The organism is Mordavella massiliensis (assembly GCF_016902415.1).
GTDB classification, from domain to species: domain Bacteria; phylum Bacillota; class Clostridia; order Lachnospirales; family Lachnospiraceae; genus Merdimonas; species Merdimonas faecigallinarum.
In genome coordinates this window covers 34,186-46,101 of sequence record NZ_JACJLV010000006.1, presented here as the reverse complement: position 1 = coordinate 46,101, position 11,916 = coordinate 34,186, and the positions used below count along the sequence as shown (strand labels likewise).

Sequence of the window (11,916 nt, the reverse complement as noted above, 5' to 3'; positions counted from 1 at the left end):
ATATGGAAAATAAGAAAAATCCAGGTTCTCCTTCTGTCGGGGAGGAGGACATGTTCTACGAATACTGGCTGGCTTCGCTGAAGCCTCTTTCGGCCAGGAAAAAAAGAATGCTGCGGGATGCATACGGAAGCGCCCGGGCTGTATATTATATAGAAGAAACCAGGCTGGATCAGGAAATATATCTGACCGACCGGGACCGCAGAGTCCTGCAGACCGGGCGTGACAGCCGGAACCAGGAAGAATTTTTGCGGGGGCTCAAAGAAAGCTGGGAAAAACTGCAAGAAAGCGGGATCCGGCTGATCCTCTATGACGATCCTGCCTATCCGTCCAGGCTTTCCCGGATTCCGGATCCGCCCTATGCCATCTATGTCCGCGGAGAGCTGCCGCCTGAGAACCAGCCGGCAGTCGCGATCGTAGGAGCCAGGAAATGTACGCCCTACGGGGAGGAGATGGCGCTGGAGTATGCAGAAACCCTGGCGGGAGCCGGAGTCGCGGTGATCAGCGGCATGGCCAGGGGGATTGACGGCGCCGGACACAGGGGAGCCCTCAATGCAGGCGGGAAGACCTACGGAGTCCTGGGCTGCGGTGTGGATGTCTGCTACCCGAGGGAGCACATCGGGCTGTACATGGACATCCTGAAGAACGGCGGCCTGATCGCGGAGCGCGCCCCGGGGGAACCGCCGCTGCCTGCTTATTTTCCGGAGCGCAACCGGATCATCAGCGGCCTTTCCGATGTGATCCTGATCATGGAAGCAAAAGAGAAAAGCGGTTCACTGATCACGGCGGACCAGGCGCTGGAACAGGGAAAGGATGTGTATGCCCTGCCCGGGCCTGCAGACAGCGCGCTGAGCCAGGGGTGCCACCGGCTGATCCGCCAGGGCGCCGGCATCCTTCTGTCGCCGGAAGACCTTCTGGAAGAATTGGGGATAGATCGGATTCATTTATTGAAAAAATCTGACAGAAATAAAAAAATGCTTGAAAGTCCCGAACATATGGTGTATAGTTGTCTCGGCTTATTTCCAAAAAGTACCGGCACTATTATAGAAGAAACAGGTTTTAGCCCGCAAAAGGTTATGGAAGCCCTGGTATCGCTGGTGCTGGAAGGATATGCCAGAGAAGTTTCAAAAAATCATTATGTCAGGGCAGGAAAAAGTTCTGGCGAAAAAGCGTAGTAACGGAGGAAAGATATGGCACGCTATCTTGTAATCGTGGAGTCACCGGCAAAGGTGAAAACGATCAAAAAGTTTCTGGGAAGCAATTATGTGGTTATGGCATCCAACGGCCATGTAAGAGATCTTCCCAAGAGCCAGCTTGGAATAGACATTGAGCATGATTATGAGCCAAAGTACATCACGATCCGCGGAAAAGGCGAGATCCTGGCTGCTTTGAGAAAGGAAGTCAAAAAAGCAGACAAGGTTTATCTTGCAACTGACCCGGACCGGGAGGGAGAGGCGATTTCCTGGCACTTAAGCCAGGCCCTGAAGCTGGAGAAAAAGAAAACCTATCGGATCAGTTTTAACGAGATTACAAAGACAGCGGTAAAAGCATCCCTGAAAAATGCAAGGGAGATCGATACGGATCTGGTGGACGCCCAGCAGGCAAGAAGAGTCCTGGACCGTATCGTGGGATATAAGATCAGTCCCCTTTTATGGGCAAAAGTAAAACGGGGATTAAGCGCGGGCCGCGTACAGTCCGTGGCTCTGCGGATCATTGCGGACCGGGAGGACGAGATCAACGCATTTATCCCGGAAGAATTCTGGACCCTGGACGCGAATCTGAAAGTAGCAGGGGAAAAGAAGCTTTTAAAGGCGAAATTCTATGGAAAAGGCAATCAGAAGCTGACCATCCGATCAAAGGAAGAGCTGGATCAGATCGTAAAAGATCTGGACGGGGCAGAGTATCAGATCGAAGAGATCAAAAAGGGAGAGCGGTTCAAAAAAGCGCCGGTCCCCTTTACCACCAGTACCCTGCAGCAGGAAGCGTCCAAGGTGCTGAACTTTGCCACTTCAAAAACCATGCGGATCGCCCAGCAGTTATACGAAGGCGTGGACATCAAAGGAAATGGAACGGTGGGTCTGATCACGTATCTGCGTACCGATTCTACCCGTGTGTCCGATGAGGCGGATCAGAATGTCCGGGAATATATAGCGGGAAATTACGGCCCGCAGTTTGTCGCAGCCGGAAATGCCGCAAAGGCAAAAGAAAACCACAGCATCCAGGACGCTCATGAGGCCATCCGTCCCACCGACGTGACCAGAACGCCGGCTGCCATGAAGGATTCTCTGAGCAGAGATCAGTTCCGCCTGTATCAGCTGGTCTGGAAGCGGTTTGTGGCAAGCAGGATGCAGCCGGCAAAATATGAGACGACCTCTGTGCGGATCGCGGCCGGAGAGTACCGGTTCAGCGTGGCGGCGTCCAGAGTGGTATTTGAAGGATTCCGCTGCGTATATACAGAAGCAGACGAAGAGAAAGAAGAAAACAATGTGCTGCTGAAGGGGCTGGATCAGGAGTCCAGACTTACCCAAGACAGTTTTGAGACAAAGCAGCATTTCACCCAGCCGCCGGCGCATTATACAGAAGCTGCGCTTGTCAAGACCCTGGAGGAACTGGGGATCGGACGGCCCAGCACTTACGCGCCGACGATCACAACGATCATATCCAGACGCTATGTGGCCAAAGAAAATAAGAACCTCTATATGACGGAAATGGGAGAAGTGGTCAACAACATTATGAAGCAGTCCTTCCCCAGCATCGTAGACGTCAACTTTACGGCCAATATGGAAGGCCTGCTGGACGGCGTGGCGGAAGGCAAGGTCCACTGGAAGACGATCATTGAAAACTTCTACCCGGATCTGGAAGAGGCGGTAAAGAAGGCGGAGGAAGAGCAGGAAAAGGTCAAGATCGAGGACGAGGTCACCGATGTTGTCTGTGAACAGTGCGGCCGCCATATGGTGATCAAATACGGGCCGCACGGAAGATTCCTGGCCTGCCCGGGATTCCCGGAATGCCGCAACACCAAGCCTTATCTGGAGAAAATCGGCGTGCCCTGCCCGATCTGCGGAAAAGACGTGGTCATCCGCAAGACAAAGAAGGGCAGGAAGTATTACGGGTGTGAGAATAATCCGGAATGTGAGTTTATGTCATGGCAGAAGCCATCCGTAAAGAAATGTCCGCGTTGCGGAAGCTACATGGTGGAAAGAGGAAATAAACTGCTGTGCAGCGACGAAAAATGTGGATATGTAGAAGATATACAAAAAACAAAAGAAGTATAAAGAATATTTAGAAAATTTATTGAACGTACTGAAAACATATGATAATATAACTTCATAAGGATGGAGGATTGCCCATGAGTGTACAATTATTAGACAAAACAAGAAAAATTAACAAGTTACTGCACAATAACAATTCCAGTAAAGTTGTATTTAATGATATCTGTGCAGTACTGACGGAGATTCTGGATTCCAATGTAGTCGTGATCAGCAAGAAGGGCAAAGTGCTGGGCTGCAGCCAGTGCGAAGGCGTTCCGATGATCCAGGAACTGATCGAGCAGAAGGTGGGAACCCACATTGATGGAATGTTGAATGAAAGACTTCTGAGCATTCTGTCCACAAAAGAAAATGTAAACCTGGAAACCCTGGGATTTTCCCCGGATGTGGCAGGCGGATATCAGGCGATCATCACCCCCATTGATATCGCAGGAGAACGCCTGGGAACTCTGTTTATTTACAAGATCAATCAGATCTACGAGATCGACGACATCATTTTAAGTGAATACGGCACCACAGTGGTAGGTCTGGAAATGCTCCGCTCCGTCAACGAGGAGAATGCAGAAGAAAGCAGAAAAGAGCATATCGTGCAGTCTGCCATCAGCACCCTGTCTTATTCCGAACTGGAAGCCATCATCCATATTTTTGATGAGCTGGACGGAACAGAAGGGATCCTGGTGGCCAGCAAGATCGCCGACCGGGTCGGCATTACCAGATCCGTGATCGTAAACGCCCTGCGTAAATTCGAAAGCGCCGGCGTCATCGAATCCCGCTCTTCCGGTATGAAGGGAACTTACATCAAGGTCGTAAATGACTACGTGTTTACAGAACTTGAGCATATCAAAGAAGAACGGATGCAGAAATAGGGGCGGTCGTATGTACGAGAAATGTAAAGCCCGGTTTAAGATGATGCGCGTGATCTTAAAAGACGGTTATCTGGACGAAGCCTCTTATTCCTGCCAGGTGATCCGGTATCAAAAGGAAGAAGAGTGCATATACTTATTAACAGAGACCGATCTTCCGGCCTTTTCCCTGGACGGGATCTATGAATGCCGGATCGATACGCCGGACGGGACCGTCGCCTGTACGGGGATGATCCTGGAGCGCTACTGGAATGAACTGGGAAATGTGATCAAATTCCGGATCCAAAATGGATTTTATAAAAATCTTGTAAACTAAATAAAAGTGTGTTGACAAATCAGAAAGAGAGTGCTATTTTATACCTAGAGTTTTTCAGCACTCTCTTTTAGTGAGTGCTAACAAATAGATTCATCGAAGGAGGCATATGACTATGAAATTAGTACCATTAGGCGACAGAGTTGTTCTGAAGCAGTTGATCGCAGAGGAGACTACCAAATCCGGGATCGTGATCCCCGGACAGTCCAAAGAAAAGCCGCAGCAGGCAGAGGTGATCGCAGTCGGCCCCGGCGGAACTGTTGACGGAAAAGAAGTACAGATGAACGTGTCTGTCGGACAGAAGGTCATCTATTCCAAATACGCAGGAACTACCGTAGAGATCGACGATGAAGAGTACATCATTGTAAAACAGGATGACATTCTTGCAATCGTAGAATAGAAAGCAGCAATCCAGAATCTGAATTTATTTAGGAGGCAGTAAACATCATGGCAAAGGAAATCAAATACGGCGCTGAGGCCAGAAGCGCACTGGAAACAGGAGTAAACAAACTGGCAGATACAGTAAGAGTCACACTTGGACCCAAAGGACGCAACGTAGTTCTGGATAAATCTTTTGGAGCGCCTTTGATCACCAACGATGGCGTGACCATCGCAAAAGAGATCGAACTGGAAGACGCATTTGAGAACATGGGCGCACAGCTCATCAAGGAAGTTGCTTCCAAGACCAATGACGTGGCAGGAGACGGTACTACCACAGCTACCGTACTGGCACAGGCAATGGTGCATGAGGGAATGAAGAACCTGGCGGCAGGCGCAAACCCGATCATCCTCAGAAAAGGTATGAAGAAGGCTACAGATAAGGCTGTTGAGGCGATCAAGGAAATGTCCAGCAAGGTAAAGGGCAAAGATCAGATCGCAAAAGTAGCCGCTATTTCCGCAAGCGACGAGGAAGTAGGAAAGATGGTGGCAGACGCTATGGAGAAAGTTTCCAATGACGGCGTGATCACCATTGAAGAGTCCAAGACCATGAAGACTGAACTGGACCTGGTAGAAGGTATGCAGTTTGACCGTGGATATGTATCCGCATATATGGCAACCGATATGGATAAGATGGAAGCAAACCTGGAAGATCCGTACATCCTGATCACAGACAGAAAGATCTCCAACATCCAGGATATCCTTCCGCTTCTGGAGCAGATCGTACAGTCCGGTGCAAGACTTCTGATCATCGCAGAGGACATTGAGGGCGAGGCTCTGACCACTCTGATCGTCAACAAGCTGCGTGGAACCTTCAATGTGGTAGCTGTAAAGGCACCGGGATACGGCGACAGAAGAAAAGAAATGCTCAAAGATATCGCGATCCTGACAGGCGGAGAGGTGATCTCCGAAGAACTTGGCCTGGAGCTGAAGGATACAACGATGGATCAGCTTGGACGTGCAAAATCTGTAAAAGTACAGAAGGAAAACACCGTGATCGTAGACGGACTTGGCGACAAGCAGGCGATCGCAGATCGTGTGGCACAGATCAAGAACCAGATCGAAGAAACCACTTCTGATTTTGACAGAGAAAAATTGCAGGAAAGACTGGCGAAACTGGCCGGCGGCGTAGCAGTGATCCGTGTAGGAGCAGCTACAGAGACCGAGATGAAGGAAGCAAAACTCCGTATGGAAGACGCCCTGGCAGCAACCAGAGCAGCAGTAGAGGAAGGCATCATTGCCGGAGGCGGATCTGCATACATCCATGCTGCAAAACAGGTTTCCAAACTGGTGGCAGACTTAGAAGGCGATGAAAAGACAGGCGCAAACGTAGTTCTGAAAGCACTGGAAGCTCCTCTGTTCCGCATCGCTGCCAACGCAGGTCTGGAAGGCTCCGTTATCATTAATAAAGTTTATGAGTCTGAGCCTGGCATCGGCTTCGACGCACTGAGCGAGCAGTATGTAGACATGGTAGAAAGCGGCATCCTGGATCCTGCAAAGGTAACCAGAAGCGCTCTGCAGAATGCGACCAGCGTAGCTTCTACACTTCTGACTACAGAATCTGCAGTGGCAAACATCAAAGAAGAGACACCGGCTGCACCGGCAGGCGGCGGAATGGGAATGATGTAATTCCCGGAAATATGAAAATTTTGAAAACTCCTCGTATGAGGAGTTTTCTTTTTATGCAGAAATATGTTACAATAGGGAAAGCATAGATCATATAGTTGGAGGATAAACAAATGAGTGACTACTATACAGAACAGCTTGTGAAAAAGCGGCCGGACGCAAAGGATCTTGCGATCAAGACAGGGCTGATCGTGCTGACGGTTCTTACCGTTCTGATCGTATTTATATTCCCGGTCGGACTGATCCTGCCGATCCTGGCGATCGTGCTGGATGTGATCATGTTCCGGCGGCTGAACGTAGAGTACGAGTATCTGTATGTCAACGGCGATCTGGACATTGACAAGATCATGAACCGGGCCAAGAGAAAGAGAATGTTTTCCATGAATGTATCAGAGATGGAGCTTCTGGCTCCTCTGGACGCACCGGAACTGCGTCTCTATCAGCAGGCAAAGGCCGTGGACTTTACTTCCGGAACCGGACAGGCCAGAGAATATGCATTGATCCTTTCCGATCACGGAGAACTGAAGAAAGTGATTTTTGAGCCGAACGAGACGATCATCGAAGGATTTTATATTCTGGCGCCCAGAAAAGTGATCAGAAAGTAGTTGACAAATCATGGCAATCTTTGATATGATTGCCGGTAAATATAAAATCATAGCGAATGTTGAAAGAGAGGATGAAGATCATGGGTAAGATTATCGGAGAAGGAATTACATTTGATGATGTTCTTTTGGTACCGGCTTATTCAGAAGTGATCCCCAATCAGGTGGACCTGTCCACATATCTGACAAAGAAGATCAAGCTGAATATCCCGATGATGAGCGCCGGAATGGACACGGTTACCGAGCACCGTATGGCGATTGCCATGGCGCGTCAGGGCGGTATCGGTATCATCCACAAGAACATGTCGATCCGGGAACAGGCAGAAGAAGTAGACAAGGTAAAGAGATCTGAAAACGGGGTAATCACAGATCCATTTTATCTTTCACCGGAAAACACACTGGAAGACGCCAACAATCTGATGGCCAAATTCCGGATCTCCGGCGTGCCGATCACAGAAGGCAGAAAGCTGGTCGGCATTATCACAAACCGTGATCTTAAGTTTGAAGAAGATTATTCGAAAAAGATCAAAGAGTCCATGACTTCCGAAGGGCTGATCACTGCTCCGGAAGGGATCACTCTGGAAGAGGCAAAGCGGATCCTTGCAAAGGCAAGAAAAGAGAAGCTGCCCATCGTTGACAAGGATTTCAACCTGAAGGGACTCATTACGATCAAAGATATTGAGAAGCAGATCAAGTATCCGCTGTCCGCAAAAGACGGACAGGGCCGTCTCCTCTGCGGAGCCGCTCTTGGCATCACCGCAAACTGTCTGGAGCGCGCCCAGGAGCTGGTAAACGCAAAGGTGGATGTTGTGGTTATGGATTCCGCTCACGGACATTCCGCAAATGTACTGCGTACCGTGGATATGGTCAAATCCAAATTCCCGGATCTGCAGGTGATCGCAGGAAATGTGGCGACAGGAGCAGGAACCGAGGCTCTGATCAAGGCAGGCGCAGACGCTGTCAAAGTAGGTATCGGACCTGGATCCATCTGTACCACCCGTGTCATCGCAGGTATCGGCGTGCCGCAGATTTCCGCAGTTATGGATTCTTACGAGGTGGCGGATAAATATGGCATTCCGATCATTGCAGACGGCGGTATCAAGTATTCCGGAGATATGACCAAGGCGATCGCGGCAGGCGCGAACGTATGTATGATGGGAAGCATGTTTGCCGGATGTGACGAGAGCCCGGGAACCTTCGAGTTATACCAGGGAAGAAAGTACAAAGTATACCGCGGCATGGGATCCATCGCAGCCATGGAAAACGGAAGCAAAGACCGTTACTTCCAGACCGACGCCAAGAAACTGGTTCCGGAAGGCGTGGAAGGACGTGTCGCATACAAGGGTTCCGTGGAAGATACCGTATTCCAGCTGATGGGAGGTTTACGTTCCGGTATGGGATATTGCGGAACACCGACCATTGAGGATCTGAAGAAGAACGGCAGATTTATGAAGATTTCTGCTGCGGCGTTAAGAGAAAGTCATCCTCACGATATTCACATCACGAAGGAAGCGCCGAACTACAGCGTGGACGAATAAAAAAGACACATTGACAGGCCCGTGCCGGAAGGTCCGGGCCTGTCTTATATGGAGGAGGAAAGAATCATGACAGAAGCATTTGGAATGACAAAAGAAGGGGAGAAAGCATCCATGTACCGCCTGGAAAACGGGCAGGGGATGCAGGCGTATGTGACGGATTTCGGAGCAACGCTGGTAAAGCTTCTGGTGCCGGATAAAGATGGACAGCTGCGGGACGTGGTGCTGGGATATGATACGGTCGCAGGCTATGAGAATGGAACCGGCCACTTTGGCGCCACTGTCGGACGGGTGGCCAACCGGATCGGGGGCGGAAGTTTTTCTCTGAATGGAAAGACGTACGAACTGACACGAAATGACAATGGAAAAAATACCCTTCACGGCGGAAGAGACTTTGCAGGACAGCGGATCTGGCAGGTGAAAGCCCGCTCCGGCCAGGAAATTACATTTTCCCTGCACAGCCCCGACGGAGACCAGGGCTTCCCGGGCGCTGTAGACATGGAGGTAACCTATACTCTGACAGAAGACGGAGAACTGAAGCTTTTCTACCGCGGAGTACCGGATCAGGACACCCCTCTTAACTTTACCAATCACAGTTATTTTAACCTGAACGGACACGACGCGGGAAATGTACTGGACCATACGGCATGGATCTCATCGGACGCATACACGCCGACCGATGAGGAACTGATCCCTACCGGGGAGATCCTTCCGGTAGAGGGTACGCCCATGGATTTCAGGAAGGAAAAGAAGATCGGCCGGGAGATCGGGGCAGAGTACGAAGCCCTTGTACTGGCAGGCGGTTATGACCACAACTGGGCTCTGAACGGAAGCGGGTTCCGGATGGTGGCAGGAATGGAGTCTGAAGAAAGCGGCATCCGCATGGAAGTCTACACAGATCTTCCGGGCATCCAGTTCTACACCGCTAATTTCGTGGATCATGAAACAGGAAAAGACGGAGCGGTCTATGAGAAGCGCCAGGCGGCCTGCTTTGAGACCCAGTATTATCCGGACGCCCTTCATCATGAGAATTTCCTGACTCCGGTGGTAAAGGCCGGGGAGATTTACCAGACCACTACTGTATACCGGTTCTTGAAAAATTCATAAAATCCTAAGGTTCTCTTTTGGAAAAATGCTTTTTCCTGTGGTAAGATGAAAAGGAACAGGAAGTGTAAAGAAGGATTTGCAAATGAGGAACCAGCAGGTGAGAAGAGACCGGATGTATCCGGCCGGAAAGAGAATGGCAGCACAGCGAAGGAGGAGAAGAAAACGGAATCTCCGCCTGGGGTTTGTGCTGCTTCTTTTTTTGCTCCTGATCCTTGGCGTCCTTTGGTTTACCGGCCGCTGCTCCAACGCCTATACGGAACGCACAGGCGAGGGGATCGACGCCCTCCGGCCGCCCATGGATGTGGAGCTTCTGACGGTGAATCCTTATTCCAGACCAGGGACCGCCACGGAAAAGATCCGGGGGATCGTGGTGCATTATACAGCCAATCCCGGGGCGACAGCCATGGATAACCGCAATTATTTTGAAAATCTGAAAGATACCCATGAGACAAAGGTGAGCAGTAATTTCGTGATCGGGATGGAAGGCGAGATCGTTCAGTGCGTGCCCACCTGGGAGGTGGCGTATGCGTCCAACAGCCGGAACAACGATACAGTCTCCATTGAATGCTGCCATTCGGACGAGAGCGGGGCATTTACAGACGCCACCTATGCGTCCCTGGTGGATCTTTGTGCCTGGCTCTGCCTGAAGTTTGATCTGACAGAAGAGGACGTGATCCGTCATTACGATGTGACGGGAAAAGAATGTCCCCGGTATTTTGTGGAGCATACGGACGCCTGGGAAAACTTCCGGGCAGATGTAAAGGAAGCTCTTGCGAAAGATTTCAATTACTGATATGATTGTACAGGTAAAAGTAGAGTAAGAGGAGAAATGCACCATGAATGATTTGGAAATGTACCGGGAGCAGCTGGCCCTGTGTGACGACAGGATCATTGACGCGCTGGTGGAAAGAAACAGCATCGTCGAGAAGATCATGGCTTACAAAGAAGAATACGGCATGCCGATCCTGCAGCCTCTTCAGGAGAAAAAGCAGAAGAGAAGGCTGGAGGAGAAGCTTACGCATAACAAGTATCAGGAAGAGATCTATGACGTTTTTGACCGGATCCTGAAAAACAGCAAGCGGATCCAGGCGAGAAAACTTTTTGACTATAATATCGTGCTGATCGGATTTATGGGCGCTGGGAAAACGACCATTTCCGACTATCTGAGCACCGTGTTTGACATGGAGATCGTGGAGATGGACCAGGTGATCGAAGAGCGGGAGGAAATGAGCATCCCGGACATCTTCGCCACCTATGGAGAAGAATATTTCCGGGATCTGGAAACGGCGCTTCTGGAAGAGATGCAGGAGCGTAAAAATATGATCATTTCCTGCGGCGGAGGCACGGCCCTGCGGCAGCGCAATGTGGAGGAAATGAAGAAGAACGGCCGCGTGGTCCTTCTGACCGCAAGTCCCCAGACCATCTATGAAAGAGTGAAGGACAGCGATGAGCGTCCGGTCTTAAAGGGACGGAAAAATGTGGAAGGCATCGCGGAACTGATGGAACAGCGTAGAGAAAAATATGAGGCGGCCGCGGACCTGGTGGTACAGACGGACCACAAGAGTGTTCTCCAGGTTTGTGAAGAACTGGTACAGCGGCTGACAGAAATGGAAGAGACCAATGTTTAAAACCTTTTATCCGGACCAGTATCTTGCGTCCACCTATGTGATCGATTTTGAAAAACTGTATGAAAAAGGATTCCGGGGGCTGATCTTTGATATTGACAACACCCTGGTCCCTCACAATGCCCCGGCAGACGACCGGGCGGTTGCCTTGTTTGAACGGTTAAAAAGGATCGGCTACCGATGCTGCCTGATCTCCAACAACCAGGAGCCGCGGGTGAAGATGTTTAATGAAAAGATCCAGGTGGATTACGTCTATAACGCCCACAAGCCTTCCACGAAAAATTATATCCGGGCCATGGAGATCATGGGGACGGACAGGAGCAACACCCTGTTCATCGGAGACCAGCTTTTTACAGATGTATGGGGCGCCAAGCGGGCGGGGATCCCCAATATCCTGGTGAAGCCGCTGCATCCGAAGGAGGAGATTCAGATCGTTCTGAAGCGGTATCTGGAAAAGATCGTGCTGTTCTTTTACAGGAGAGAGACCAGGAAACGAAAAAATGGTTGAAAACAGGCGTATTTTAGTATAAAATGATAAAAG

The 11,916-nt window shown here is 50.2% G+C and carries 12 protein-coding genes; all 12 read left to right on the top strand.

Going from position 1 to position 11,916, the window contains the following annotated elements:
* Positions 1-2 precede the first annotated feature (2 nt).
* Positions 3-1,172: a DNA-processing protein DprA gene (gene dprA / locus H6A13_RS03005; RefSeq protein WP_338042995.1), complete on the top strand. Its 1,170-nt coding sequence runs from the start codon at positions 3-5 to the stop codon at positions 1,170-1,172.
* Between the two features lie 15 nt (positions 1,173-1,187).
* Positions 1,188-3,272 carry a type I DNA topoisomerase gene (topA, locus tag H6A13_RS03000; protein WP_204908144.1) on the top strand — a complete coding sequence of 695 codons (2,085 nt, stop codon included), beginning with the start codon at positions 1,188-1,190 and terminating at the stop codon, positions 3,270-3,272.
* A 74-nt stretch (positions 3,273-3,346) separates the two neighbouring features.
* Positions 3,347-4,132, top strand: coding sequence for a GTP-sensing pleiotropic transcriptional regulator CodY (codY, locus tag H6A13_RS02995; protein ID WP_204908143.1), 786 nt, complete (start codon positions 3,347-3,349; stop codon positions 4,130-4,132).
* Positions 4,133-4,142: 10 nt separating this feature from the next.
* Entirely contained in the window at positions 4,143-4,445 is a 303-nt protein-coding gene (locus H6A13_RS02990) for a hypothetical protein (RefSeq protein WP_204908142.1), read from the top strand.
* Positions 4,446-4,557: 112 nt separating this feature from the next.
* Positions 4,558-4,842 (top strand): co-chaperone GroES, encoded by a 285-nt coding sequence (locus tag H6A13_RS02985; protein WP_204908141.1) that lies wholly within the window; start codon positions 4,558-4,560, stop codon positions 4,840-4,842.
* Positions 4,843-4,889: 47 nt separating this feature from the next.
* Positions 4,890-6,509, top strand: a complete 1,620-nt coding sequence (gene groL, locus H6A13_RS02980) for a chaperonin GroEL (protein ID WP_204908140.1) — start codon at positions 4,890-4,892, stop codon at positions 6,507-6,509.
* A 110-nt stretch (positions 6,510-6,619) separates the two neighbouring features.
* On the top strand, positions 6,620-7,111 hold the full coding sequence (locus tag H6A13_RS02975) for a DUF6106 family protein (RefSeq protein ID WP_204908139.1): 492 nt from the start codon (positions 6,620-6,622) through the stop codon (positions 7,109-7,111).
* Between the two features lie 80 nt (positions 7,112-7,191).
* Positions 7,192-8,646 carry an IMP dehydrogenase gene (guaB, locus tag H6A13_RS02970; protein WP_204908138.1) on the top strand — a complete coding sequence of 485 codons (1,455 nt, stop codon included), beginning with the start codon at positions 7,192-7,194 and terminating at the stop codon, positions 8,644-8,646.
* Positions 8,647-8,712: 66 nt separating this feature from the next.
* Positions 8,713-9,750 carry an aldose epimerase family protein gene (locus H6A13_RS02965; protein ID WP_204908137.1) on the top strand — a complete coding sequence of 346 codons (1,038 nt, stop codon included), beginning with the start codon at positions 8,713-8,715 and terminating at the stop codon, positions 9,748-9,750.
* Positions 9,751-9,832: 82 nt separating this feature from the next.
* On the top strand, positions 9,833-10,543 hold the full coding sequence (locus tag H6A13_RS02960) for a peptidoglycan recognition protein family protein (protein ID WP_243424712.1): 711 nt from the start codon (positions 9,833-9,835) through the stop codon (positions 10,541-10,543).
* 43 nt (positions 10,544-10,586) lie between these two features.
* Entirely contained in the window at positions 10,587-11,378 is a 792-nt protein-coding gene (locus H6A13_RS02955; protein ID WP_204908136.1) for a shikimate kinase, read from the top strand.
* Positions 11,371-11,883, top strand: coding sequence for a YqeG family HAD IIIA-type phosphatase (locus H6A13_RS02950; protein ID WP_204908135.1), 513 nt, complete (start codon positions 11,371-11,373; stop codon positions 11,881-11,883). Before H6A13_RS02955 ends, H6A13_RS02950 begins: the two co-directional genes overlap by 8 nt.
* The last annotated feature ends 33 nt before the right edge of the window (positions 11,884-11,916 follow it).

What these genes read in the sequence shown, in the direction of transcription:
- dprA (WP_338042995.1), top strand. Translation starts at nt 3, where the DNA reads ATGGAAAATAAGAAAAATCCAGGTTCTCCTTCTGTCGGGGAGGAGGAC.
- codY (WP_204908143.1), top strand. Translation starts at nt 3,347, where the DNA reads ATGAGTGTACAATTATTAGACAAAACAAGAAAAATTAACAAGTTACTG.
- H6A13_RS02960 (WP_243424712.1), top strand. Translation starts at nt 9,833, where the DNA reads ATGAGGAACCAGCAGGTGAGAAGAGACCGGATGTATCCGGCCGGAAAG.
- H6A13_RS02950 (WP_204908135.1), top strand. Translation starts at nt 11,371, where the DNA reads ATGTTTAAAACCTTTTATCCGGACCAGTATCTTGCGTCCACCTATGTG.
- guaB (WP_204908138.1), top strand. Translation starts at nt 7,192, where the DNA reads ATGGGTAAGATTATCGGAGAAGGAATTACATTTGATGATGTTCTTTTG.
- H6A13_RS02985 (WP_204908141.1), top strand. Translation starts at nt 4,558, where the DNA reads ATGAAATTAGTACCATTAGGCGACAGAGTTGTTCTGAAGCAGTTGATC.
- H6A13_RS02990 (WP_204908142.1), top strand. Translation starts at nt 4,143, where the DNA reads ATGTACGAGAAATGTAAAGCCCGGTTTAAGATGATGCGCGTGATCTTA.
- topA (WP_204908144.1), top strand. Translation starts at nt 1,188, where the DNA reads ATGGCACGCTATCTTGTAATCGTGGAGTCACCGGCAAAGGTGAAAACG.
- H6A13_RS02965 (WP_204908137.1), top strand. Translation starts at nt 8,713, where the DNA reads ATGACAGAAGCATTTGGAATGACAAAAGAAGGGGAGAAAGCATCCATG.
- groL (WP_204908140.1), top strand. Translation starts at nt 4,890, where the DNA reads ATGGCAAAGGAAATCAAATACGGCGCTGAGGCCAGAAGCGCACTGGAA.
- H6A13_RS02955 (WP_204908136.1), top strand. Translation starts at nt 10,587, where the DNA reads ATGAATGATTTGGAAATGTACCGGGAGCAGCTGGCCCTGTGTGACGAC.
- H6A13_RS02975 (WP_204908139.1), top strand. Translation starts at nt 6,620, where the DNA reads ATGAGTGACTACTATACAGAACAGCTTGTGAAAAAGCGGCCGGACGCA.